Source organism: Streptomyces virginiae, assembly GCF_041432505.1.
Classification (GTDB): Bacteria; Actinomycetota; Actinomycetes; order Streptomycetales; family Streptomycetaceae; genus Streptomyces; species Streptomyces virginiae_A.
On record NZ_CP107871.1, the window covers coordinates 1,788,592 to 1,812,500 of the forward strand.

Sequence of the window (23,909 nt, forward strand, 5' to 3'; positions counted from 1 at the left end):
GGGGCCGGTCGGGCTCAGTGCTCGTCGGCCAGGATCAGGTAGAGCTTCTTACGGGCGTCGTTGATGACGCCGAGCGCCTTCTCCCGCTGCTGGGGGGAGCCGGTCTTGAAGACCTGCGCGAAGGCTTCCATCAGGCCGACACCGGCCGTCCGGACCTCCTGCATCGCCTCGAAGTCGAAGCCTCGCCCGGCATCCGCCCAGGGGGCGTCCGGACCCGACTCGGCCTCGGCGCGGCCCGCCTCGGTGAGCGTGAACAGCTTCTTGCCGCCCTCGCTCGCACTCTCGATGAGGCCCTCGTCCTCGAGCAGCTGCAGGGTCGGGTAGACCGAACCCGGGCTGGGCTTCCAGGCCCCGCCACTGCGCTCGCCGATCTCCTGGATCATCTCGTAGCCGTGCATCGGCCGATCGGTGAGCAGCGCCAGGATCGAGGCGCGCACATCGCCGCGCCGAGCCCGGCCCCGCGGTCCGCCGCGTCCGCCCCGGCCACCGAAGGGGCCTCCGCCGAAGGGCGGCCCGAACGGGCCGAAGGCGGCGCGCCGCCCCTTGAAACCCTCCCGACGATCGGGCCCGCAGTGGTCGTGGCCCCGTCCGTGGTCATGGCCGTGGTCGTGTCCGTGCTGTCCGTGTGAACGCATGACTGCGCTCCTTTCGTCACGTTGTCGCCTGTTCATCGGTTGTCCGATGCCTCCACTATCAGCGACGGCTCGCGATGTGTCAACGATATATCGGAACGCATCGGAATCGCCCTCCTCCCGACATCCGGACCGCTGCCCTCGTGGGTGGGCTGCTGCCGATCGTGATGACCGGCTCGTCGGCTGGGACCGGAGTGCCCGGCGTAAGGGGAGGCGGTGTGCGGGCAGGATGCGGAACACTTCGTCGGGTGATCGTGATGCGGCCCGTCCTGGAGATGTGCACCCCTGACCCCTTCGGCCTCTGGCCTGTGGCCGATGTCGAGCGGTTCGGCTTCTTGCCCCTCGGCGGGGAGCTCTCACCCGCCGAGGTCGGGGCAGCGATCGCGAGCATCGCCGGCTTCAACGACAGCGACCTCGACGAGGACGGGCCGCCCCGGCCGGCCGACCCGCTCTCCTCGTTCCTTCACGGACTGCTGACCTTCGAGAACGTCTTCGCTGCCGGCGGTCTGCAGGTCACGGACACGTCCACGGGCGTCACCTTCCAGCCCGGCTGCTGCGACGGGCTGGAGGACTGGCGCGATTGGCACCGATTCGCCGACGTCGGCAGCCTGCTCGGATTCGGCCACGACCCTGTGTCGCCCATGGCCGAGCGCTTCGGTGACACCGTCCGGCTCACCGTCAACGGCGAGCAGAGCGACAGCCCGGTGATCGAACTGTCCGTCACCGAGCTCCGCACCCTCCTCGAGGCTGTCGAACGCGACCTGACCGGCTTCTTCGCACTGGCCACCGACTGGATCGCGCAACACCTGCCCGGCCACCGGGCTCCCGTCACCGCCGCCCTCGCCCGCGCACTCGACCTCGCAGCACCGACCGCAACGCCACAGCCTCAAGCCACCGAACCTCGGTTCGCCCGCCAAGGGGCGGGGCGCGACCGGTCACACCTCGGTGAGTCCGGTCAAGGCTCGGTGAGACCGGTCCCGGTGTCACCGTGACCGCTCAGGGTGCGGACGAAATGGGGTACGCGCCCGGACCGGTCGGGTGCGAACATGCCGCATGAGCAGCTTCCTTCCCACCCTCACCGAACGCCGATCGCCCTGGGTCACCTTCACCTCCTCGGCCGATCCCTGGGTCACCGCGGCCGAGGCCGAGCTGCGAGCCCGGGGTGGGATCGTGCTGCGGTTGGACGGCGAGGAGCTGCACGAGAAGGGATGCATGTTCCGCGCATTCGCCCGTGAACTGGGCTTCCCCGGCTACTTCGGGCACAACTGGAACGCCTTGGTGGACTGCCTCGGCGACTGGCACGGGCCCGGACACGGCAAACAGGACGTGGCGGTGTTGATCGACGGCGCGGACACGCTGCTGGACGTCGAGTTCCTCGGTGTCCTCGTATCGGTCTTGTGCGACGGCGCCTGGCGGGCCAACTTCATGGTCGACCTCGATGGTGAGCCGCACGCGTACGGTTCCCCTTTCGCCCTCCACTTCGTCTTCCTCCTCGACCACGTCGCACCCGCCGATTTCACCGAGGCCGCCGCCTCGGACGAGGACGTGTCCGCGGCCGTGGTGGACGGCAGGCTGCTCCTCACCCTGACCGCGTGGGGCGGAGACCCGGTCTGGCCACCGGCCGGTGACGACTCCCCGACTACGGATGCTCCGCCCGTGGACGCCGAACGCCCTTGAGCGCCGCTCACATCAACGTCGGCTTCGCCGTCGAGGCCGAGCCAAGCTCCTGCGGGACCGGCTCGCCCCGAACCGACCGGGCCGGTCCCCCGACAGGGCCAGTCACCCCCGATTGGCCTTTGTCGACGATCAAGAAATCGTCCTACCGTCGGGACATGCGCATCCGAATCGTCGACGCCTTCGCCGACCGTCCCTTCCACGGGAACCCCGCCGGAGTCCTGCTCCTCGACACCGCGTTCCCCGCGGACGCCTGGCTCCAGCAGGTCGCCTGCGAGATGAACCTCTCCGAGACCGCGTTCGCGCACCCCCTGCCGCCCGGCGGGGACGCCGACTGGGCGCTGCGCTGGTTCACCCCGGCCGCCGAGGTCGACATGTGCGGCCACGCCACCCTGGCGACCGCTCACGTACTGGCCACCAGCGGGCTGGCCACGGGACTGATCCGTTTCTCCGCGCGCTGCGGCATCCTGACCGCCGAGACGGCCGAGGACGGCACGATCACCATGGACTTCCCGACGTCCTCGCTCACCCCGGTGCCGGCGCCCGCCGCCGTGGATCACGCGCTCGGCGGCCCCCCGATCCTCTCCGTGCACGACACCGCCGATCACATCGGCGACCTCGTCGTCGAGCTCGCCGACGAGAAGACCGTCCGCGAGCTGGAGCCGGACCACGGGGCGCTACGCGCCTTCGCCCGGCGCGGGGTGATCGTCACCGCGCCCGCCGAGGATCCCTCCCTCGGGTACGACTTCGTCTCCCGCGGCTTCTTCCCCGCCTTCGGGATCGACGAGGATCCGGTCACCGGAAGCGCCCACACCGCGCTCGCCCCGTTCTGGGCGGAGCGGCTGGGCCGCACCGAGCTGACCGGCCTCCAGGGCGGCGCGCGGCGCGGTCTCGTACGGGTGACCCTGGCGGGCGACCGCACCCTGCTGACCGGCAGGGCCGTCACCGTCGTCGACGGCGAACTCCTCGCGTCGCCGCCCGCCGCCTGACCCGACGGGACGGCCGGGGGCACGGACGCGTGACCGCCCGGGTCGGCTCAGCCCGCGTGCCCGCCCCCGTCGTCCTTCGACCGCGCCGTCCTCCTCGCCGTCCTCCGCGCCTTCGCGTCTGCCTTCGCGTCTGCCTTCGCGCGGGCGGCGGTCCGCCGCTCCTCCTCGTGCTCCGCCCAGGCGGCCGAGTCGATCCGCTTGCGGTAGACCTGCGCCGGCTCGGCCGTGCCCAGGTGGACCGTCCATCCCCACAGGGCGGCCGACACGACGAAGAGGACGCCCGCCAGCCCCAGATAGGAGGCGATCTCCTCGCCCTCGGAGGCGCCTTCCTCGTGGAGGAACCCGGGGACGCCGGCGATGAGCACGTTCACCGACCACGCGAGCGCCGCATTGAACACGGCGAGGGAGATCCAGTAGGCGACCCGTACAGTCTTCGCCGGGCCGCTCAGTTCCCCCAGCAGCAGCAGGCGCCGCAGGGTGACCGGCCCGGTCCGGTGGCGGCCGCCCGTGTCCTGCTTGGCCCGGCGCACCGACGCGTAGCACTCGTCCAGCCAGCGCCCCGGCTCCGGGTCCGGCACGGAGTCGGTCGGCGCCGCCTGCTTGGCCTGGAGCCAGCCCGAGAGGAATTGGATCTCCAGCTGGGCCTTCTCCAGGCGCCTGCGGTAACGATGGTCGGTGCTGCGCGCCTCGCGGCGGTCGCGGATGAGGAGGCTGATGCCGCCCACCAGGCCGGTGACCACGGGCACGAGGAAGGGCGCGAACGGTACCAAGGTGTCCAGAACAGCCACCGGGCGCGCCTCCTTGCTCGCCTCCAGCGTCGCATCGCCCCGGCATCCGGCACCGTCCGGAAGGGCCGATCGGGTGGCCCCGCCCGGGTCAGGGTGTCGGCAGCCAGCCCACCTTGCCCGCGAGCAGGGCGTATCCGCCGAAGGCCACGAGGTCGAGGAGCGCGTGCGCGACGACGAGCGGTCCCACCCGGCCCCAGCGCCGGTAGGCGAGGACGAAGACGGCGCCCATCACCATGTTGCCGATGAAGCCGCCGATGCCCTGGTAGAGGTGGTAGGAGCCGCGCAGCACCGAGCTGGCCAGCAGCGCGGCCATCGGCGACCAACCCAGTTGGCCCAGCCTGCGCAGCAGGTAGGCCAGCACGATGATCTCCTCCACGACGGCGTTCTGCAGCGCGGAGAGGATCAGCACGGGGAACTTCCACCACACGTCGGGCAGCGCCTCGGGCACCACGGTGAGGTTGAAACCGCCGGCCCGGGCGCCCAGGTAGAAGGCCAGCCCGGCGCTGCCGATCCCGGCCGCGACGAGGGCGCCCCGACCCAGGTCCCACCAGGGGCGGGTGCGGTCGAAGCCCAGGACCCGCAGCCCGGGAGCGCCCTCACGGGTCAGCAGGTGCGCCACCAGCAGTACGGGCACCAGGGCGCTCGCGATCCCGAACAGCTGCCAGGCGAGGTCCAGCCAGGGCCGGCCCGGGGCGTAGGAGCCGTTGAGCGTGGCGGCCTGGCCCTTGAGGCCGCCGGGCTTGGTGAGCGAGCCGATGAAGCTGATCAGCGCCGAGACCCCGCTCGCGCCCAGCGACAGCGCGAGGACGAGCAGCGTCTCGGTGCGCAGCAGGCTCCGCCGCCCGTCCTCGTCCAGTTCCACGAACACCGGCTCCGGCTCCGTCCGCACGCCCGACTCCGTCCTGCCATCCCGTTGCGATCACCCCATACTGCCTCCTCGGCGGGCCGGGAGGATCACTGCGGGGCCATCACCGGGATCGCCGGGATCGCCGCGACCACGGGGATCACCGCGATCACGGGGATCGTCGGACGGTGTCGGGCGAGCGGCCGGTCAGCGGGCGGCGGGCACCGAGGCGCTCACCTCCTCCGTCAGGCCCACCGGCCAGGTGTGCACGGGGTCGCCCTTGTGCATCAGCTCCGTGTACCGCCGGGTCGTCGCCGCCAGCGCCTCGTCCCGCTCCAGTCCGCCGGCGAGCGCCCGGTGGTAGGTGTCCACCTGCCAGGTCGCCCCGTTCACCCGGCGCCGGCAGCGCTCCTCGATGATGCCGAGGTAGTGGTCCCGGTCCGCGGGCTCGATGCCCCAGGCGTCCAGCCCCGCCGCCGCCATCGGCAGCAGCTCGTCCAGGACCAGCCGGACGGCGGGCACGCTCGCCAGCCCCCCGGCCCGGCCCCGGCGCGGCCACCGCAGCCGCGCCTCGATCCCGTACCGGCAGGCCGCGTCGAAGTTCGCCTCCGCCTCGGCGAAGGGCAGCCGGCTCCACACCGGTCGCGGTTCGTCCGCGAGGGTGCGTACGAGCCCGTAGTAGAAGGCGGCGTTGGCGACGACGTCGGCGACGGTGGGCCCGGCCGGCAGCACCCGGTTCTCCACCCGCAGGTGCGGCACCCCGTCGGCGACCCCGTACACGGGCCGGTTCCACCGGTAGACGGTGCCGTTGTGCAGGACCAGCTCCTGCAGCGCCGGCACCCCGCCCTCGGCCAGCACCCGCAGCGGTTCCTCCTCGTCGCATATCGGGAGCAGGGCCGGGAAGTAGCGGACGTTCTCGGCGAAGAGCTCGTACGCCGAGTCCACCCACCGTTCCCCGAACCAGGTGCGCGGCCGCACGCCCTGCGCCTGGAGCTCGGGCGGCCTGGTGTCGGTGGCCTGCGTGAACAGCGGTGGCCGCGACTCCCGCCACAGCTCACGCCCGAACAGGAAGGGCGAGTTGGCGCCGACGGCGATCTGTACCGCGGCCACCGCCTGCGCCGCGTTCCACACCGCCGAGAAGCGCGCCGGGGTCACCTGCAGATGCAGTTGTACGGAGGTGCAGGCGGCCTCCGGCACGATCGACCCGGAGGTCCAGATCAGCCGTTCGACGCCGTCGATGTCGAGCGTGAAGTCCTCCCCGCGCATCATCAGGATCTGCTCGTTGAGCAGCGAGTAGCGGTCCACCGCCGAGAGGTTCGCGGTGACCAGGTCCGTGCGGGAGATCGTCGGCAGAATGCCGATCATCACCACTCCGGCGTCGATCTCGGCGGCCTGCCTGTGGGCATAGCCGAGCCCGGCGCTGAGTTCCTCGGCGAGCTGGTCGAATACCCGGCCGCCGAGCCGGTGCGGAAGGACGTTCACCTCCAGATTGAACATTCCGAGTTCGGTCTGGAAATCGGTGCTCGCAATCCGCTCCAGCACCTGGGCATTCACCATTCTCGGCATCCCGTCGGAACCCGCGAGATTCAGCTCGATCTCCAGTCCCATCATGTTCTTGGGCCGATCGAACCTCTTCTCCGCCAGGAGCCGCTCCAGTCCCTCCAGACACTCGTGGAGCTTCCTTCGATACCGCTGCCGATCGGACAGGTCGAATCCGCCTGCCACGACCTTCTCCCCCATCGAAGCGTCCCTCCTCGAGTGGGCCTGGCCCGTGACACCCAGGCGCGCGTTACGGTCGATGATGCCCCGGCAGCGTGATCCATAACGCGCGAGGGGCGTGCGTGGCGAGGAGCGCGCGCCGGTTTGGCCGAAGGGCGCTTCGGCACATTCACCTGGCAAGTCGCGTTATGCAAATTCCGCTTCGACTTTGCCTTGTTCGGATAACCGACGCTTTCCAGCCGAGCCCCCGTCCGGTAACCTCCGAGGTCAGCGCGACATGTTCGCGTGCATCCGGCATGAATGCCATGTCAGCGGGTCCGGTAAGCGCCTTGCCGGCAATAGCCGGGACAGCTAGCCGAAACACTGCGTGAACACATGTCGTATAAACTCCGCAAACGAGGCAGAGAGTTGGCGCGCGGCCATTGCCCCTCGGCCCCCCTCTGGCCCCAGAATGCGAGTCCGCACCTGCCCCCGTTCCACCGGTCTCCCAAGTGAGAGGCGACCCACCATGCCGCTGCATGTCCCTCCGGCTCCCGCGCCCGCCCTGCGCAGCGTCCTCGCGGCACTCGGTTCCCCCACCGCCGTCCACGAGGCGCACACCCCGGCCCTGCGCGCGATCCAGGGGCCGCTGACCGCCGAACTTCCCCTTCCGGTCCACGTCCTCGACCGGTTGGGCATGTCCAACCTCGCGGCCGGCGGCAGGCCGCCGCGTACCCGGCTCACGGGCTGGCGGTTCCTGATCCGCAGCGGGGACCGCCACGTCGCGGCGGCCGACACCCGACTGACTCCCGACGGCTGGGTCTTCTCCCATTTCTTCGAGGGCCCCTACGTCGCGGCCACCGAACGCGCCCTGCGCCAGGCGGAGTCCCTCACGACCGGCTACCAGCCACGGCTGCTGTCGGTACCGGAGCTGTACATGCTGACCCTGTGGCTGCACGGGGCGGTGGGCGCGGACGCCGCCTCCGGGCTGCCGGCCGGCGAGGACCTGCTGGTGCCCCTGGCCCCGGCCCCGCCCGGCATCGCCCCGTACCGGCCGCATCCGGTCTCCGAGCTGCTGCCCGTCATGGTCCGCCGGCTGACCCCGGCGCCGGCACCGACCCCTCCCACCCTGGCGGCGCCGGCCGCCTGACCCGAATCACCCATTCGGCCTAGTCCTCCCGGGCCACTTGCGAACCATCCGAAATGACAGGGGAGTTGGCCTGAACCGCCCGCACGAGTGATGCGTCATCAATCTGTGAGGACAGCTGCCGGGAAATACCTGCGAAGCGGCTGTCATGGGGGAAGACTGATGACACGCTCCCCGCGGGTGCGGGGATGACCCAGGGGGACGGCCATGAATCACGCATCGAGCCGTAGCACACAGACCACACCGCAGCGAAAGAACGCATCCATGTGCCAGCACCAGCCAGCCTGCCCGTCAGCCGAATCCGCCGACCGGGAGGCCGCGCGCCCGGTGGCCAACCACCCGGAGCAGGGCTGGAGCCTGCTGTGCAATGGCGTCCTGCTCTTCGAGGACACCGGTGAACTGCTGCCGGACGGCCAGATCATCGCCCCGCACCGCCCGCTCGCGGCGGCCTAGGCGATCGAACTGTCCGACCGACGGTAGAACGACGAAGGGGCCGGTCCGGGAGACTTCTCCCGGACCGGCCCCTCACTCATGTCAGGCGTCGTACTCGTCCAGCGGCGGGCAGGAGCACACCAGGTTGCGGTCGCCGAACGCACCGTCGATGCGGCGCACCGGCGGCCAGTACTTCTCGGCGGCCGTGACCCCGCCCGGGAAGACGGCCTCGTCCCGGGTGTACGGGTGGTTCCACTCGCCGCCCAGCGCCGCCGCGGTGTGCGGGGAGTTGGCCAGCGGGTTGTCGTCGGCCGGCCACTCGCCGCCCGCGACCCGCTCGATCTCGCCGCGGATGGCGATCATCGCGTCGCAGAAGCGGTCGATCTCGGCGAGGTCCTCGGATTCCGTCGGCTCGATCATCAGCGTGCCGGCGACCGGGAAGGACATGGTCGGCGCGTGGAAGCCGTAGTCGATCAGACGCTTGGCGATGTCGTCCACGCTCACGCCCGTGGCCTTCGACAGCGGCCGCAGGTCGATGATGCACTCGTGCGCGACCAGGTTGCCCGGGCCGGTGTAGAGCACCGGGTAGTGCGGCTCCAGGCGCTTGGCGATGTAGTTGGCACCCAGTACCGCCACCTGGGTGGCGCGCTTGAGGCCCTCGCCACCCATCAGGCGCACGTACGACCACGAGATCGGCAGGATGCCCGCCGAACCCCACGGAGCGGCCGAGATCGGGCCGACACCGGTCTCCGGGCCCGCGGTGGGCTGCAGCGGGTGGTTCGGCAGGTACGGGGCAAGGTGCGCCCGAACACCGACCGGGCCGACGCCCGGGCCGCCGCCGCCGTGCGGGATGCAGAAGGTCTTGTGCAGGTTCAGGTGCGAGACGTCGCCGCCGAAGTGACCCGGCTTGGCGAGGCCCACCAGGGCGTTCAGGTTGGCGCCGTCGACGTAGACCTGGCCGCCGGCCTCGTGCACCTGGGCGCAGATGTCGGCGACGTGCTCCTCGAACACACCGTGCGTCGAGGGGTAGGTGATCATCAGCACGGCGAGCTCGTCGCGGTGCTGCTCGATCTTGGCGCGCAGGTCGGCCGCGTCCACCTCGCCGTCGTCGGCGGTCTTGACGACGACGACCTTCATACCGGCCATCACGGCGCTGGCGGCGTTGGTGCCGTGCGCGGAGGACGGGATCAGGCAGACGGTGCGCTGCTCGTCACCGTTCGCGCGGTGGTAGGCGCGGACGGCCAGCAGACCGGCGAGCTCACCCTGGGAACCGGCGTTCGGCTGGATGGAGACCTTGTCGTAGCCGGTCACCTCGCAGAGACGTTCCTCCAGCTCGTTGATGAGCGTGAGGTAGCCCTCGGCCTGCTCCACCGGAGCGAAGGGGTGCAGCTGACCGAACTCGGGCCAGGTCACCGGCTCCATCTCGGTGGTCGCGTTGAGCTTCATGGTGCAGGAGCCCAGCGGGATCATGCCGCGGTCCAGCGCGTAGTCCTTGTCCGAGAGCTTGCGCAGGTAGCGCAGCATCGCGGTCTCGGAGCGGTGCTGGTGGAAGACCGGGTGGGTCAGGTAGGCGTCCGAGCGCAGCAGGCCCTCGGGCAGGGTGTCGGCGGTGGTCCCGTCGAGCGCCTCGATGTCCGCGGTGACGCCGAAGGCGGCCCAGACGGCCTCGATGTCGGCGCGCAGGGTGGTCTCGTCGCAGGCGACGGAGACGAGGTCGGCATCGACCTGGAACAGGTTGACCCCACCCTCGCGGGCGGCGGCGACGACCTCGGCGGCACGGCCCGGCACGCGGGCGGTGATGGTGTCGAAGTACGAGCCGTGCACGATCTCGACCCCGCCGGCCGTCAGACCGGCGGCGAGCAGGGCGGCGTAGCGGTGGGTGCGGTTCGCAATCGTCCGCAGGCCGTCCGGGCCGTGGTAGACGGCGTACATGCCGGCCATGACGGCGAGCAGCACCTGCGCGGTACAGATGTTGCTGGTGGCCTTCTCACGGCGGATGTGCTGCTCGCGGGTCTGGAGCGCGAGGCGGTAGGCCTTGTTGCCGTCCGCGTCCACGGAGACGCCGACGAGGCGGCCGGGCAGCGAGCGGGCGTGCTTGTCCTGGACGGCCATGTAGCCGGCGTGCGGTCCGCCGAAGCCCATCGGGACGCCGAAGCGCTGGGTGGTGCCGACGGCGATGTCCGCGCCGAGCGAGCCCGGGGAGGTCAGCAGGGTCAGCGCGAGCAGGTCCGCGGCGACGGCCACGATGGCGCCGAGCTCGTGGGCCTGGTCGATGACCGGCTTGATGTCGCGGACGGCACCGGAGGCACCCGGGTACTGGACCAGCACACCGTAGACGCCGCGCTCGGCGACCTCGGCCGGGATACCGGCGGACAGGTCGGCGACGACGACCTCGATGCCGATCGGCTCGGCGCGGGTCTCGATGACGGCGATGGTCTGCGGCAGCGCGTCGGCGTCCACCAGGAAGACGTTGCCCTTGGACTTGCCCACGCGGCGGGCCAGGGTCATGGCCTCGGCGGCGGCGGTGCCCTCGTCGAGCAGCGAGGCGCCCGAGGTCGGCAGCCCGGTCAGCTCGGCGACGACCGTCTGGAAGTTCAGGAGCGCTTCGAGGCGGCCCTGGGAGATCTCCGGCTGGTAGGGCGTGTACGCCGTGTACCAGGCCGGGTTCTCCATGACGTTGCGAAGGATCACCGGCGGCGTGAAGGTCCCGTAGTAGCCGAGGCCGATCATCGGGGAGAGAACCTGGTTACGGTCGGCAAGCGAACGCAGCTCGGCCAGTACCTCGGCCTCGGTACGCGCCTCGGGCAGGTCGAGCGCCTCGGCGGTCTTGATCACATCCGGGACCGCGGCAGCGGTCAGTTCGTCCAGGGAGCCGTAGCCCACCTGGGCGAGCATCTTCGCCTGCGCCTCGGCATCCGGGCCGATGTGGCGCTGTTCGAAGGGGATGCCTCGCTCCAGCTGGGAGAGCGGAATGCGGTTGGCGGTCATGTACGGAGGCCTCCTGGTCGTATGACCTGCGAGGGGCACCACGGCGCGGGCACCCGGACGGCCTCCCCCTCTGTCATCTGCACCTGAGAGTTTCACCGGAGTCACGGGGGTCTCCCGAGGATCCGGCTTTCACCGTCGGTGAGGAGGGGGACCGGCACTGCGCCCGGTACCCGCCCTGCTTTCCAGAGTGGCCTCGTCCGTGCGGTACGTATGCCTGAGAGATTCCGGGGAGGATTTGCTCCTTCGGCGCCTCCGTCTTGTTCACTCGGAGGACTCTCCCGCACAGGGTCGACAGCCGTTCACCAGCGTACCAGCGAGGATCTGAACCCTCCCCGAGTGGCCTCCGCTGCGGATATGCACTTCTGTAGTCATTACGGAGCAGTTGCGACCTTTTGGAGGGACCGTGCAGACCGACATCGATCCGCGCAGCCTGATCGGCCGCAAGGCGTTCGACCGCAATGGCACCAAGATCGGCACGATCGACGAGGTCTACCTCGACGATGCCACGGGCGTCCCGGAGTGGGCCGCGGTCCGGACGGGGCTCTTCAGCCGGGACGCGTTCGTGCCTCTGGAGCCGAGCGAGCTGGTGGGCGACACCCTGCGGGTGCCCTTCGAGCGCGCCCTGATCAGGGACGCCCCGGACTTCGGTGTCGGGCGCCACCTCTCCCCCGAACAGGAGCTGCAGCTCTACCACCACTACGGACTGGACACGACCCTGCCGGCGGACTTCAACCGCGACTTCGGCCGACTGGCGGGTGACGAGAGCTGAGCGGCGCCGGGCCCTCCCCGGCCTCCCACCGGGCCCTCCTTCAGGGCCCTGACTCGGTTCCGTCCCCCACCAGCGGCAGCGGATCGGACGGCTCAAGTTCGGGGTCGTCCACCCGGAAGGTCCGCACCCGGCCGGGCTCCGATCCGGGCTGCTCGAACCGCACGGTCACCCGCCCGACCCCGCTGCCCTGCACCCATCCGGGCCCGTACACGGCATGCCGTACGTCGCTCCCCGCCGCCCAGCGCCGCTCGGGGGCCGGCTCCGGCTCCGCGGACGGCTCCGCGACCCCGTGGGCACCCTCCGCCTCCGCCTCGGCCGCACCGGACGTCACAGCTCCCCCTCCGGCCCCGTCCGCCCTGCCCGTCCTGTCGGCCGCATCGACACCGCCGGTCCCGCCCGCCCCGCCCGCCCCGTCCGTCCTGTCCGTCCTGTCACTCCCGTCCGCCCCGTCCGGCTCAGCGGCGAGGGACTGCGCGAACAGGTCCTCCTGCGTGTAGTCCGCCAGGCCGCTCACCCCGACCCCCAGCAGCCGCACCCCTCCCGTGGTGTCCACGCCCTCCAGGAGCCGCGCCGCCGCCTCCCGCACCACCGCCGGGTCGTCCGTGGGCCCCCGCAGGGTCTCGGACCGGGTCAGCGTGGAGAAGTCGTACCGGCGCACCTTGAGCACGATGGTGCGCCCCGAGTGCCCCGAGTCCCGCAGCCGCCGCACGCACCGGTCGGCGAGCCGCTGCACCTCGCCGCGGATCCTGACCCGGTCGTGCAGGTCCACGTCGAAGGTGTCCTCGACCGACACCGACTTCGCGTCCCGCTCCGCGACCACCGGCCGGTCGTCCAGCCCGAGCGCCATCCGGTACAGCCCGGCGCCGGCCGAGCGGCCGACCATCCGGACCAGCTCGTCCTCCCCGGCCTCCGCCAGCTCCCCCACCGTGGTGATCCCGGCCCGGCGCAGGTGCTCGCCCGTGGCCGGCCCCACCCCGGGCAGGGTCCGTACCGACATCGGCGCGAGCAGCTCGCGCTCCGTCCCCGGCTCGATCAGCAGCAGTCCGGCGGGCTTGGCCTCCTCGGAGGCCACCTTGGCCAGCATCTTGGACCCGGCCAGCCCCACCGACCCGCTGAGCCCCGTGGCGGCCCGGATGTCCGCCCGGAGCCGCTCCCCCGTCTCCCGCGCGCCGCGCGAGTCGAAGGCCACCCCGCCCGCCTCCAGGTCCACGAAGGCCTCGTCCAGGCTGAGCGGTTCCACCAGGGGCGACAGCTCGCGCAACAGGGCCATCACCACGTCGCTGACCTGTCGGTAGAGGCTGAAGCGGGGGATCAGGTAGGCGCCGTTCGGGCAGAGCCGCCGTGCCTGCCCCATCGGCATCGCCGAGTGCACGCCGAAGCGCCTGGCCTCGTACGAGGCCGTGGCGACGACCCCGCGTGGACCGAGACCGCCGACGATGACGGCCTTGCCCCGCAGGCTCGGCTTCGACGCCTGCTCCACGGAGGCGTAGAAGGCATCCATGTCCAGATGCAGGATGGTCGGCGCGGCTCTCACAGCCCGATGCTGCCCTACGCCACTGACAACGCCTCGGCTCGGGTCACACGGCCCGGTTGCGGCGGGCGGCCAGCTCGTCCGTCGGGTTGTGCCGGACGAGGGTCTCGCCGGTGTCCACCCGCTCCCCGTGCAGCTGCGACAGCGCGCTCTCGACATCGCTCCACACCACGCCCACGGCGATGCCGAAGACGCCCTGCCCGCCCTGGAGCAGGCTCACGACCTGGTCCGGCGAGGTGCACTCGTACACGGTGGCGCCGTCGCTCATCAGCGTCATCCGTTCGAGGTCCGAGAACCCGCGGTCCTGGAGGTGCTGGACCGCCGTGCGGATGTTCTGCAGCGCCACCCCGGTGTCGAGGAAGCGCTTGACGATCTTGAGGACCACGACGTCGCGGAAGCTGTAGAGCCGCTGCGTCCCCGTGCCGTGGACGGCCCGCACGCTGGGCTCCACCAGCCCGGTCCGGGCCCAGTAGTCGAGCTGCCGGTAGGTGATGCCGGCCGCGGCGCACGCCGTCGGCCCGCGGTAGCCGATCTGTTCGGGCTCCGGGTCGGCGCTCACCGGTCCGACCGGCGTCGACTCCGGCTGACGGCGCGCGGAACCGACCGCACCGCCGCGCAGCGGGTACGGCCCAGCCTCACTCCGTACGGGGGTGCCCCCGGTCGTACCGTCGCCCGTGATCCTCACGCCGACCCTCCGTCCTTGACCTGCCCACCTCGAAGGTAGGCAGTCACCAGGGGTGCGTCAACGATCGCCACACTCGGCACGCCGAGTGATAATCACCCTGAGAGTGGTTTCCCGTATCCCTTTGCGGGGAAAGGCTAATCGAATGGGCTGAGGATCCCCGAGGACGACGCGGCCGACATCTCACTGCGGGCCGGTACCGAAGTCCTCCGGCGAGATCTGGTCGAGGAACTCGCGGAACTTCTCCACCTCGTCCTCCTGCTCGTCCGGAATGGCGATTCCGGCGTCGTCCAGCACGCCGTCACTGCCGTAGATCGGCGTCCCCGTCCGCAGGGCGAGGGCTATGGCGTCGGAAGGGCGCGCACTCACCTCGACCCCGCTGGCGAAGACGAGCTCCGCGTAGAAGACACCCTCCCGCAGATCCGTGATCCGGACCTCGGTGAGCTCCTCGCCGATCGCCTCCAGCACGTCCTTGAACAGGTCGTGCGTCAGCGGTCGGGCAGGGGCCATCCCCTGCTGCGCGAAGGCAATGGCGGTCGCCTCCCCTGGACCGATCCAGATGGGGAGGTACCGGTCGCCTCCCACTTCACGCAGGAGCACGATCGGTTGGTTGGAGGGCATTTCCACCCGGACACCCACAACGTCGAGCTCGTTCACACAGCAACCCTAGGACCTGCTCGGCAGGTTTGGGTAGTCGGGCCCACCACCTCAGGGAAGCCGAACCCCGAGAGCGGTCTGTACGAGGGCCTCGTGGAGCCGTACGGAAAGCCCCGCGAGCTCCTTCAAGGTGGCCTCCGCGTGAGCCCTGGTCTGCGGGTTGCGATGCCGGCGCAGCGGTGCGACGACCTGCTCCACCAGGCCCGCCTCACGGTCCGCGGCGGCCTTCATCGCGCGCAGGTGCCGCGGTTCCAGCCCGAAGCGGCCGAGGTCGGCCACCAGCCGGGCCACCGTGACCGCCTCGGCGTCGAATCCGCCGTCCGCTCCCTCGGCGAGCAGCCCGTAGGACTCCCACTCGACCAGTTGCGCCTCGTCCACCCCGGCGGCCGCGAGGAGCTCCTCCCGGCCCACCCGGGCCACGGTGGGTCGCTCCCGCCCGACTTCGCCGTAGACGGCCGCCGGTCCGGACGGGTCGGCGGAGTCCCCGTGCGCGGTGGGCGCCGGGATGCGGATCTGTTCCCCGCGGGCGAGCGCGTCGAGCTGCTCGCGGATGACCTTCAGCGGCAGGTAGTGGTCGCGCTGCAGACGCAGGATGCGCGCGAGCCGCTCCACGTCCTCGGTGCTGAACTTGCGGTATCCCGAAGGTGTGCGTCGGGGCTCGACGAGTCCCTCCGCCTCCAGGAAACGGATCTTCGAGATGGTGACTTCGGGAAACTCGTCACGCAGCGTGGTGAGCACCGTGCCGATGCTCACCAGCCGCCCGGCCGGGCCGGCGGTACCGGCGGTGCCACTTCGCGAGGCACCGCCGGTCGGGGTACGCAGCATGGAACCTTCCCTAAAAGGGTCAGATGCCCCGCAGGCTCGCGTAGAAGACCAGCCGGTACTTGCCGATCTGCACCTCGTCGCCGTTCTGCAGAGCGACGGAGTCGATCGGTTCACGGTTCACGTACGTGCCGTTGAGGCTGCCGACATCGGCGACGGTGAAGCCGCCTTCCTGGCTCCGGCGGAATTCGACATGGCGCCGGGAGACGGTGACGTCGTCCAGGAAGATGTCGCTCTGCGGGTGGCGGCCGGCCGTGGTCAGCTCACCGTCCAGCAGGAAACGACTCCCGGAGTTGGGGCCGCGCCGCACGATGAGCAGAGCGGAACCGGGGGGCAGCGCTTCCACCGCGGCCTGCGCCTCGGGGGACAGCGAGGAGGACGACACGTGCGGTTGTCCCGACACCTCGGCCTCGTAGGCCTCGAGGCCCGAGATCGAGATCGTGGACGTGGTCTCCGAGGCACGCTCCGGCGTCAGACCCGCCCGCAGCGGCGCACCGCAGTTCGAGCAGAACCGACTGGCCGCATCGCTACGGTGTCCGCACCTGCTGCAAATCTGCTCGGCCGACATGGACGGCTCCTCGCGCCGCGGGTACCCCGCGGATGCATTGGTGGCATACGGGTCGGGGGCAAACCCTCCACCCGCACTTGAGGTTGATGGTTCACCGAAACCTATGCGCCCGGTACCAGCAGGGTCAACAGACGACGCGCCGGGGGCACCCGGAACATCACCCGCGCCGGCGACCTCGTCGCGGAAGAGCGGCCGGTCGCCCTGCCCTTCCACGTCCGCGTGCCCGGCGCGGTGCCGTGCCGCGCCGCCTTCCTCGCGGTTCTTCTTGCCGAACAACTTCTCAAACAACTTCACGGGCGATTCCCCTTGACCGAAATAGACCCGCCCGTGGGGCAGGACGAACTCCGAATGCAGACACCTGCCGACCCGGACATTCTCACAACGTCCGTAACCACCAGACAGTTTCCACCACGCACGGCGACTTCCGTGCGCCGACCCCCCGCAGGCGTCCGCCCGCGTGGGCCGCTCCACTCTTCACTCCGCATCATGACGATGACGACCGAGCGTAGTCAGGCTGCTTCGCAGCCCGCAAGGCATCCACAACGATCTTCGCCGACCGTGTGACGGCAACGGTGGCCTGCTCCTTCTCCAACGTCTGCACGACACCGCCGGGGATGTTCAGCGCGGGCTCCAGATCCTGGGGCTTGCCGATCACCTTGAACTCATAGGGTTGTGTGATCTTCTTACCGTCGATGGCGACCCCGCCGTCCTCGTCCGAGAAGTACGAGCTCGCCACGATGCGCACCCCGTTGATCTGGATCGCCTCCGCCCCGGCCGCCCGCAGCTCCTGCAGCGTGTCCAAGAGCTGGTCGGACTGCACCTGACCCGTGGGATCCGTGATCTTCAGCGTGATGCCCGGACCCTGGGCTGCCACGGTACCGGCCAGGATGCCGAGTTGGCGTTCCTTCTCGACGGTCTGTCTGCGCGCCTCCTCGGCCTGGTCGGAGCTGCTCTCCAGCTCCTTGCGCTGATCCTCCAGTCGCTGCTTCTCGTCCTCCAGGCGCTTGGTCCGCCCGTCGAGCTCGTCGAGGATCCGTACGAGGTCCTCCTGGCGGGCCCCGCGCAGGGCACTGGAGTCGCTGTTGGACCGGACCTGGATCGCCAGACCGAGGCCGAGGACGAACAGGAGCAGCGCGACGATCAGTTGGGCCCGGCTCACCCGCGGGGGCCACAGCCCGGCCGCGAGCCGCTGCCGACCGGTCTCCTCGGGCTGCGCCGGCGCCTCCTCGGAAGGCGCCGGGGGCTCCGGCGCCCGCGGGGGCTGCACAGGCTCCGAGGACCGCGGCTGCTGCGGGGACTGCGGCAGCTGCGCCGGCTCAGGAGACTTCTGGGGCTCAGGAGACTTCTGGGGTTCGGGGGACTTCGGGGGCTCCGGCGGCCGGCCCGTGCCCTCCGGCTCCTCGGGGTTGTCGTTCGTACTCATCGGCCTCACGCCCGGAACACGTGCCGGCGGATGGCCGCGGCGTTGGAGAAGATGCGGATGCCGAGGACGACGACCACGCCCGTGGACAGCTGCGAACCGACCCCGAGCTTGTCACCGAGGAAGACGATCAGCGCGGCCACGACGACGTTCGACAGGAACGACACCACGAAGACCTTGTCCACGAAGATGCCGTCCAGCATCGCGCGGAGGCCGCCGAACACCGCGTCCAGCGCCGCCACGACGGCGATCGGCAGATATGGCTCCACCACGGCCGGCACTTCGGGCCGGACCAGAAGTCCGGCCACCACTCCGGCCAAGAGGCCCAGTACCGCGATCACGATGCACCCTTCTGCTGCTCTGCCGGTGTAGCTGTACGTACGGTCAGGCTCGACGCGGCCGGCAGCCGCAGGTCGTCCGCCGGGGACAGGGAGGAGCGGATCCCGTAGCTCTCCTGCAGCACGTGCAGGTACTGTCCGTCCGCCGAGTCCTGGAAGGTCGTGCCCAGCCGCTTCTTGTTCCCCACCGCCAGCACTTCGTACGGCGGCACCAGCGGCCTGTTGTCGACCAGTATCGCGTCACCCGCGGCCCTGATCGCCGACAGTTCCGTCAGCCGCTGGCCGTTGATGGAGATGGCCTCCGCCCCGGACTGCCACAGCCCGTTGACGATCTTCTGCATGTCCCGGTCACGGAGCCGGCCGGTGTCCGAGAAGCCCGCGCTCTCGCGCGGTTTGCCACCGCCGCCGGACGAGGCGCCCTTCGCGTCGTCCACCACCAGCTTGATCCCCGGGCCTCGGACCTCGGTGGCACCCGCCAGCAGGGCCACGAGCTCGCCCTGGCCCCCGCCGGGCTGCTTCAGCGCCGCTCGCTGGCGGGCCGCGACATCGGTCCTGAGGCGGTCGATGTCACGCTCCAGGCCGTGCGTGCGGTCGTCCGCCCGCTCCACCCGGTCGATCAGTTCCTGACGCTCCTTGGCCAGCACGGGCGCCGCTATCCGTGCCTCGGCCGCACCGAGCGTGACGACCATGGCGGTGACGACGAGCCCTGCGGCGAGCCCCAGTTTCGCCTTGAGGGTGCGTGGCAGGCCGGCCGTGCCGTCCGCCTCGCGCCGGGCCGCGGCTTCCGCGTAGCCCTCGTCGAGACTGTGGTCCATCACGTGCGTCAGCAGCGACATGGAGGCGTCCGGGCGCGCAGGGGCCGGCGACGCCGGAGTCCGGTTGTGGGGCGGCTGCGACATGCCGCACATCGTCGCATGTCGGCAGCGCAGTCACCCAATGCGTCCATCCGGTGGGCCGGACGGGTGCTCCCGTACCCGGCCCACCGGACGTCCGCCTTACGTCATCGCACGCCCGGCACTCAGTGCCCGGCGCCCTCGACCACGCCCGCCCACTCGTCGAGCAGGGCCTGTGCGGTGCCGTCGTCGGGGCCTTCGGCCCACAGGTGGGTGACCGCTTCCGCCGGGTCCGGCAGGACCAGTGCCCACCGGCCGTCGGCCTCGACCACCCGTACCCCGTCGGTGGTGTCCACCTGCCGGTCTCCGGCCACCTCCACGACCCGCCGCATGACGAGCCCCTTGACCGCCCACGGTGTCGCCACGTCCCGCCTGAGCACGTGCGCCCGCGGAATGCGTGCGTCGATCTGGCTCAGGGTGAGCTGTGTGCGCGCCACCAGCCCGAGCAGCTGTACGAACGCGGCCGAGCCGTCGAAGACGCTGCTGAACTCGGGAACGATGAAGCCGCCCTGGCCGTCGCCGCCGAAGATGGTGTTCTCCGCCCGGCCCACCCGGGTCAGGTCGTCGGGCGAGGTCGTCGTCCACTCGACCTGCGTGCCGTGGTAGGCCGCCACCTGCTCGGCCACCCTGGTCGTGGTCACCGGCAGCGCGACCTTGCCGCTGCGCTTCTCCGCGGCCACCAGGTCGAGCATCACCAGGAGGGCCCGGTCGTCCTCGATGATCCGCCCGCGCTCGTCCACCAGGGAGATCCGCTCGCCCACCGGGTCGAACCGCACTCCGAAGGCGGCCCTCGCGGAGGCCACCATCTCTCCCAGCCGCACCAGCCCGGCCCGCCGGGATTCCCTGGTCTCGGTCGGCCGGGACTCGTCGAGCCCCGGGTTGATCGTCAGCGCGTCCACACCGAGCCGACCCAGCAGGCTGGGCAGAACCAGTCCGGCGCTTCCGTTCGAGGCGTCCACGACCACCTTGAGCCCGGCATCGGCGATGCCGGTGGTGTCCACCCGCCGCAGCAGCGAGCCGGTGTAGGCGTCGAAGACGCTGCCCGGGAACTGCAGGTCTCCGATCTCTCCGGGGAAGGCCCGCCGGTATTCCTGGCGCGCGTACACCCGGTCCAGCTTGCGTTGTCCCTGGAGCGAGAGGTCCGCTCCCCGCTCGTCGAGGAACATGATGTCCACGGAGTCGGGCACACCTGGTGAGGTCCGTAGGACGATCCCGCCGGCGCTGCCGCGCGCGGTCTGCTGCCGTGCCACGGGCAGCGGTACGTTCTCCAGGTCGCGTACGTTGATGGCGCTGGCCTGGAGCGCGGAGATCACGGCCCGTTTGAGCGCCCTGGCGCCTCGGGAGTGGTCACGGGCCGTGGTGACGGTCGCCCCCTTCTTCAGGGTCGTGGCGTACGCGCCGGCGAGCCGGACCACCACCTCCGGGGTGATCTCCACGTTCAGGATTCCGGAGACCCCGCGCGCGCCGAACAGATGCGCCTGGCCGCGGGACTCCCAGATCACCGACTCGTTGACGAAGGCGCCGGCCTCGATCGTCTTGAAGGGGTAGACCCGCACGTTCCCCTGAACGATCGATTCCTCACCGATGAGGCACTCGTCACCGATGACGGCGCCGTCCTCGATGCGCGCGGCCCGCATGATGTCGGTGTTCTTCCCGATGACACAGCCACGCAGATTGCTGTGGGGTCCGATGTACACGTTGTCGTGGACGACGGCCCGGTGCAGGAAGGCCCCGCTCTTGACGACGACGTTCGACCCGATGACGGTGTGCTCGCGGATCTCGGCGCCGGCCTCGACCTTGGCGTAGTCCCCGATGTAGAGCGGCCCGCGGAGCACGGCGTCGGGGCTCACCTCCGCCCCTTCGGCGATCCAGACCCCCGGGGAGATCTCGAAGCCGTCCATCTCGATCTGGACCTTGCCTTCGAGCACGTCGGCCTGCGCCTTGAGGTAGCTCTCGTGCGTGCCGACGTCCTCCCAGTAGCCCTCGGCGACGTAGCCGAAGATGGGCCGGCCTTCCTTCATCAGCTGGGGGAAGACATCGCCGGACCAGTCGACCGAGACGTCCGGGTCCACGTAGTCGAAGACCTCGGGCTCCATGACGTAGATGCCCGTGTTGACGGTGTCCGAGAAGACCTGCCCCCAGGTCGGCTTCTCCAGGAACCGCTCGACCTTGCCCTGCTCGTCCACGATCGTGATGCCGAATTCCAGCGGGTTCGGCACCCGCGTCAGGCACACCGTGACGAGGGCGCCCTTCTCCTTGTGGAAGCGGATCAGATCGGTGAGGTCGAAGTCGGTGAGCGCATCGCCGGAAATGACGACGAAGGCATCGTCCTTCAGGGCCTCCTCGGCATTCTTCACGCTGCCGGCAGTGCCGAGTGGCTTCTCCTCGTGGGCATAGGTGAGCTCCATTCCGAGCTCTTCGCCATCCCCGAAATAGTTCTTGACGAGTGACGCCAGGAACTGCACGGTGACCACGGTCTCGCTGAGCCCATGCCGCTTGAGCAGCCTGAGCACATGCTCCATGATCGGCCGGTTGGCCACCGGCAGGAGCGGCTTGGGCATGCTCGAAGTCATGGGGCGAAGACGCGTGCCCTCGCCACCGGCCATCACGACGGCCTTCATGTCGGAAGAGTCCTCCTTGGGAGACGACAGTCGTACCGACCCTCACCCGTCTCGGTCGGTGACTTCGCAACTCCTCCGCGTCATCCGGCGCCGGGCGGGCTCAATCGGCCGTGGAGTCAGCCTTCACCAGACGGCGGACTTGAACCACGTAAAGGATTCCTGCCCACCAATAGAGGGTTGTACCCCATACGGCGAACGCCCATCCGAAAACTGCGGCCAACCAGGCCAACCAGCCGCTTCCGTCACTGAGCAGCAGCAAGGGAAACGCGTACATCAGGTTGAAGGTGGCGGCCTTGCCGAGGAAGTTGACCTGCGGCGGCGGATATCCGTGACGGCGCAGGATCCACACCATGACCAGCAACATCAGCTCGCGCGCCAGCAACGCTCCGGTGAGCCACAGCGGCAGGATCTCGCGATAAGTCAGACCGAAGAGGGTCGACAGGATGTAGAGCCGGTCGGCGGCGGGATCGAGCAGCCGGCCGAGCTTGCTGATCTGATTCCAGCGCCGTGCGAGCTTCCCGTCGAGGTAGTCGCTGATCCCGCTGAGCATGAGGACGGCGAGAGCCCACCCGTCGTACTCCGCGAGGATCAGCCACAAGAACAGGGGCACGCCGGCCAGGCGAGCCATGCTCAGGATGTTCGGAATGGTGAAAATTCGGTCAGTCTGAACCCGAGTCTCCTGGACCTCCACCCGGGGGCCTCCACTGTGACTGTAGAAATCTGTCGTTCGATGCCCTCTGACCCTACAGGAGACCGCACACGTGTCCTGAACGCAGAAAAGCCCCGCACCGAACCCATAAGGGCTGGTGCGGGGCTTCCGCAATGATTGTTCGGCGGCGTCCTACTCTCCCACAGGGTCCCCCCTGCAGTACCATCGGCGCTGAAAGGCTTAGCTTCCGGGTTCGGAATGTAAACCGGGCGTTTCCCTAACGCTATGACCACCGAAACACTATGAAATTTAGAACATGCTGGTGTTGACACAGCTGTTCGTTATTTCAGAACTAACACAGTGGACGCGAGCAACTGAGGACAAGCCCTCGGCCTATTAGTACCAGTCAGCTTCACCCGTTACCGGGCTTCCACATCTGGCCTATCAACCCAGTCGTCTACTGGGAGCCTTACCCTCTCAAGGAGGTGGGAATACTCATCTTGAAGCAGGCTTCCCGCTTAGATGCTTTCAGCGGTTATCCCTCCCGAACGTAGCCAACCAGCCATGCCCTTGGCAGGACAACTGGCACACCAGAGGTTCGTCCGTCCCGGTCCTCTCGTACTAGGGACAGCCCTTCTCAATATTCCTACGCGCACAGCGGATAGGGACCGAACTGTCTCACGACGTTCTAAACCCAGCTCGCGTACCGCTTTAATGGGCGAACAGCCCAACCCTTGGGACCGACTCCAGCCCCAGGATGCGACGAGCCGACATCGAGGTGCCAAACCATCCCGTCGATATGGACTCTTGGGGAAGATCAGCCTGTTATCCCCGGGGTACCTTTTATCCGTTGAGCGACGGCGCTTCCACAAGCCACCGCCGGATCACTAGTCCCGACTTTCGTCCCTGCTCGACCCGTCGGTCTCACAGTCAAGCTCCCTTGTGCACTTACACTCAACACCTGATTGCCAACCAGGCTGAGGGAACCTTTGGGCGCCTCCGTTACCCTTTGGGAGGCAACCGCCCCAGTTAAACTACCCATCAGACACTGTCCCTGATCCGGATCACGGACCGAGGTTAGACATCCAGCACGACCAGAGTGGTATTTCAACGGCGACTCCACAACCACTGGCGTGGCTGCTTCAAAGTCTCCCACCTATCCTACACAAGCCGAACCGAACACCAATATCAAACTGTAGTAAAGGTCCCGGGGTCTTTCCGTCCTGCTGCGCGAAACGAGCATCTTTACTCGTAGTGCAATTTCACCGGGCCTATGGTTGAGACAGTCGAGAAGTCGTTACGCCATTCGTGCAGGTCGGAACTTACCCGACAAGGAATTTCGCTACCTTAGGATGGTTATAGTTACCACCGCCGTTTACTGGCGCTTAAGTTCTCAGCTTCGCAACCCCGAAAGGTCACTAACCGGTCCCCTTAACGTTCCAGCACCGGGCAGGCGTCAGTCCGTATACATCGCCTTACGGCTTCGCACGGACCTGTGTTTTTAGTAAACAGTCGCTTCTCGCTGGTCTCTGCGGCCACCCCCAGCTCACGGAGCAAGTCCGATCACCAGTGATGGCCCCCCTTCTCCCGAAGTTACGGGGGCATTTTGCCGAGTTCCTTAACCATAGTTCACCCGAACGCCTCGGTATTCTCTACCTGACCACCTGAGTCGGTTTAGGGTACGGGCCGCCATGAAACTCGCTAGAGGCTTTTCTCGACAGCATAGGATCATCCACTTCACCACAATCGGCTCGGCATCAGGTCTCA

The 23,909-nt window shown here is 69.4% G+C and carries 21 protein-coding genes, 2 rRNA genes and 1 riboswitch (1 of these 24 running past the window's edge); of the genes, 6 read left to right on the forward strand and 17 right to left on the reverse strand.

Annotation, left to right across the window (positions count from 1 at the left end):
• Positions 1 to 14: 14 nt before the first annotated feature.
• The gene (locus OG624_RS08410; RefSeq protein WP_033220831.1) at positions 15 to 635 is read right to left on the reverse strand and encodes a PadR family transcriptional regulator; all 621 of its coding nucleotides are present in this window, start codon (positions 633 to 635) and stop codon (positions 15 to 17) included.
• Positions 636 to 889: 254 nt separating this feature from the next.
• Here OG624_RS08410 and OG624_RS08415 point away from each other — a divergent pair, with 254 nt between their 5' ends.
• From OG624_RS08415 to OG624_RS08425, 3 genes are all read left to right on the forward strand, one after another.
• Positions 890 to 1,624, forward strand: a complete 735-nt coding sequence (locus OG624_RS08415) for a hypothetical protein (protein ID WP_244290810.1) — start codon at positions 890 to 892, stop codon at positions 1,622 to 1,624.
• Positions 1,625 to 1,685: 61 nt separating this feature from the next.
• Complete coding sequence (locus tag OG624_RS08420) at positions 1,686 to 2,309, forward strand: barstar family protein (RefSeq protein ID WP_051763299.1); 624 nt, start codon at positions 1,686 to 1,688, stop codon at positions 2,307 to 2,309.
• A gap of 155 nt (positions 2,310 to 2,464) precedes the next feature.
• Positions 2,465 to 3,295, forward strand: a complete 831-nt coding sequence (locus OG624_RS08425; protein WP_033220829.1) for a PhzF family phenazine biosynthesis protein — start codon at positions 2,465 to 2,467, stop codon at positions 3,293 to 3,295.
• A 47-nt stretch (positions 3,296 to 3,342) separates the two neighbouring features.
• Here OG624_RS08425 and OG624_RS08430 read toward each other — a convergent pair whose 3' ends face one another.
• The 3 genes from OG624_RS08430 to OG624_RS08440 form a co-directional block, all read right to left on the reverse strand.
• Positions 3,343 to 4,083, reverse strand: a complete 741-nt coding sequence (locus tag OG624_RS08430; protein ID WP_033220827.1) for a hypothetical protein — start codon at positions 4,081 to 4,083, stop codon at positions 3,343 to 3,345.
• An 88-nt stretch (positions 4,084 to 4,171) separates the two neighbouring features.
• Complete coding sequence (locus OG624_RS08435; RefSeq protein WP_371639277.1) at positions 4,172 to 4,972, reverse strand: CPBP family intramembrane glutamic endopeptidase; 801 nt, start codon at positions 4,970 to 4,972, stop codon at positions 4,172 to 4,174.
• A 162-nt stretch (positions 4,973 to 5,134) separates the two neighbouring features.
• A complete protein-coding gene (locus tag OG624_RS08440) occupies positions 5,135 to 6,667 on the reverse strand; it encodes a glutamate-cysteine ligase family protein (RefSeq protein WP_033220825.1) in 1,533 nt (510 codons plus the stop codon).
• A gap of 487 nt (positions 6,668 to 7,154) precedes the next feature.
• Here OG624_RS08440 and OG624_RS08445 point away from each other — a divergent pair, with 487 nt between their 5' ends.
• Both OG624_RS08445 and OG624_RS08450 read left to right on the forward strand, forming a co-directional pair.
• Complete coding sequence (locus tag OG624_RS08445; RefSeq protein WP_033220823.1) at positions 7,155 to 7,775, forward strand: hypothetical protein; 621 nt, start codon at positions 7,155 to 7,157, stop codon at positions 7,773 to 7,775.
• Between the two features lie 261 nt (positions 7,776 to 8,036).
• Positions 8,037 to 8,225, forward strand: a complete 189-nt coding sequence (locus tag OG624_RS08450; RefSeq protein WP_030009772.1) for a DUF5999 family protein — start codon at positions 8,037 to 8,039, stop codon at positions 8,223 to 8,225.
• A gap of 81 nt (positions 8,226 to 8,306) precedes the next feature.
• Here OG624_RS08450 and gcvP read toward each other — a convergent pair whose 3' ends face one another.
• Positions 8,307 to 11,192 (reverse strand): aminomethyl-transferring glycine dehydrogenase, encoded by a 2,886-nt coding sequence (gcvP, locus tag OG624_RS08455; protein WP_266440483.1) that lies wholly within the window; start codon positions 11,190 to 11,192, stop codon positions 8,307 to 8,309.
• A gap of 192 nt (positions 11,193 to 11,384) precedes the next feature.
• Positions 11,385 to 11,483, reverse strand: a riboswitch (glycine riboswitch).
• Positions 11,484 to 11,595: 112 nt separating this feature from the next.
• On the opposite strand from gcvP, the gene OG624_RS08460 reads away from it, so the two are divergent.
• The gene (locus tag OG624_RS08460) at positions 11,596 to 11,961 is read left to right on the forward strand and encodes a PRC-barrel domain-containing protein (RefSeq protein WP_030770347.1); all 366 of its coding nucleotides are present in this window, start codon (positions 11,596 to 11,598) and stop codon (positions 11,959 to 11,961) included.
• Positions 11,962 to 12,001: 40 nt separating this feature from the next.
• On the opposite strand, the gene OG624_RS08465 is transcribed toward OG624_RS08460, so the two are convergent.
• The 12 genes from OG624_RS08465 to OG624_RS08520 form a co-directional block, all read right to left on the reverse strand.
• Positions 12,002 to 13,495, reverse strand: coding sequence for a DNA polymerase IV (locus OG624_RS08465; RefSeq protein WP_371639278.1), 1,494 nt, complete (start codon positions 13,493 to 13,495; stop codon positions 12,002 to 12,004).
• A gap of 43 nt (positions 13,496 to 13,538) precedes the next feature.
• The gene (locus OG624_RS08470) at positions 13,539 to 14,177 is read right to left on the reverse strand and encodes a MerR family transcriptional regulator (protein ID WP_078909319.1); all 639 of its coding nucleotides are present in this window, start codon (positions 14,175 to 14,177) and stop codon (positions 13,539 to 13,541) included.
• Between the two features lie 180 nt (positions 14,178 to 14,357).
• Positions 14,358 to 14,831: a bifunctional nuclease family protein gene (locus OG624_RS08475; protein ID WP_030009777.1), complete on the reverse strand. Its 474-nt coding sequence runs from the start codon at positions 14,829 to 14,831 to the stop codon at positions 14,358 to 14,360.
• Between the two features lie 51 nt (positions 14,832 to 14,882).
• A complete protein-coding gene (gene ftsR, locus OG624_RS08480; RefSeq protein WP_371639280.1) occupies positions 14,883 to 15,656 on the reverse strand; it encodes a transcriptional regulator FtsR in 774 nt (257 codons plus the stop codon).
• Between the two features lie 19 nt (positions 15,657 to 15,675).
• Positions 15,676 to 16,575, reverse strand: a complete 900-nt coding sequence (locus tag OG624_RS08485; RefSeq protein ID WP_078909330.1) for an FHA domain-containing protein — start codon at positions 16,573 to 16,575, stop codon at positions 15,676 to 15,678.
• 130 nt (positions 16,576 to 16,705) lie between these two features.
• Positions 16,706 to 17,644 carry a DUF881 domain-containing protein gene (locus OG624_RS08490; protein ID WP_371639281.1) on the reverse strand — a complete coding sequence of 313 codons (939 nt, stop codon included), beginning with the start codon at positions 17,642 to 17,644 and terminating at the stop codon, positions 16,706 to 16,708.
• A 5-nt stretch (positions 17,645 to 17,649) separates the two neighbouring features.
• Positions 17,650 to 17,982 carry a small basic family protein gene (locus OG624_RS08495; protein ID WP_030010496.1) on the reverse strand — a complete coding sequence of 111 codons (333 nt, stop codon included), beginning with the start codon at positions 17,980 to 17,982 and terminating at the stop codon, positions 17,650 to 17,652.
• Positions 17,979 to 18,887, reverse strand: a complete 909-nt coding sequence (locus tag OG624_RS08500; protein ID WP_371639282.1) for a DUF881 domain-containing protein — start codon at positions 18,885 to 18,887, stop codon at positions 17,979 to 17,981. Before OG624_RS08500 ends, OG624_RS08495 begins: the two co-directional genes overlap by 4 nt.
• Before the next feature lie 110 nt (positions 18,888 to 18,997).
• A complete protein-coding gene (locus OG624_RS08505; protein ID WP_033220814.1) occupies positions 18,998 to 21,493 on the reverse strand; it encodes a mannose-1-phosphate guanyltransferase in 2,496 nt (831 codons plus the stop codon).
• Between the two features lie 100 nt (positions 21,494 to 21,593).
• On the reverse strand, positions 21,594 to 22,184 hold the full coding sequence (locus OG624_RS08510) for a CDP-alcohol phosphatidyltransferase family protein (protein WP_030718774.1): 591 nt from the start codon (positions 22,182 to 22,184) through the stop codon (positions 21,594 to 21,596).
• A 137-nt stretch (positions 22,185 to 22,321) separates the two neighbouring features.
• Positions 22,322 to 22,439: ribosomal RNA gene (rrf, locus tag OG624_RS08515) — 5S ribosomal RNA — on the reverse strand.
• A gap of 79 nt (positions 22,440 to 22,518) precedes the next feature.
• A 23S ribosomal RNA gene (locus tag OG624_RS08520) occupies positions 22,519 to 23,909 on the reverse strand; it runs 1,732 nt beyond the window's last position.

Bases quoted from the DNA above. Each gene is read 5' to 3' on its own strand.
- OG624_RS08410 (WP_033220831.1), bottom strand. From the start codon at position 635: ATGCGTTCACACGGACAGCACGGACACGACCACGGCCATGACCACGGA.
- OG624_RS08415 (WP_244290810.1), top strand. From the start codon at position 890: ATGCGGCCCGTCCTGGAGATGTGCACCCCTGACCCCTTCGGCCTCTGG.
- OG624_RS08420 (WP_051763299.1), top strand. From the start codon at position 1,686: ATGAGCAGCTTCCTTCCCACCCTCACCGAACGCCGATCGCCCTGGGTC.
- OG624_RS08425 (WP_033220829.1), top strand. From the start codon at position 2,465: ATGCGCATCCGAATCGTCGACGCCTTCGCCGACCGTCCCTTCCACGGG.
- OG624_RS08440 (WP_033220825.1), bottom strand. From the start codon at position 6,667: ATGGGGGAGAAGGTCGTGGCAGGCGGATTCGACCTGTCCGATCGGCAG.
- OG624_RS08445 (WP_033220823.1), top strand. From the start codon at position 7,155: ATGCCGCTGCATGTCCCTCCGGCTCCCGCGCCCGCCCTGCGCAGCGTC.
- OG624_RS08450 (WP_030009772.1), top strand. From the start codon at position 8,037: ATGTGCCAGCACCAGCCAGCCTGCCCGTCAGCCGAATCCGCCGACCGG.
- gcvP (WP_266440483.1), bottom strand. From the start codon at position 11,192: ATGACCGCCAACCGCATTCCGCTCTCCCAGCTGGAGCGAGGCATCCCC.
- ftsR (WP_371639280.1), bottom strand. From the start codon at position 15,656: ATGCTGCGTACCCCGACCGGCGGTGCCTCGCGAAGTGGCACCGCCGGT.
- OG624_RS08490 (WP_371639281.1), bottom strand. From the start codon at position 17,644: ATGAGTACGAACGACAACCCCGAGGAGCCGGAGGGCACGGGCCGGCCG.
- OG624_RS08500 (WP_371639282.1), bottom strand. From the start codon at position 18,887: ATGTGCGGCATGTCGCAGCCGCCCCACAACCGGACTCCGGCGTCGCCG.
- OG624_RS08505 (WP_033220814.1), bottom strand. From the start codon at position 21,493: ATGAAGGCCGTCGTGATGGCCGGTGGCGAGGGCACGCGTCTTCGCCCC.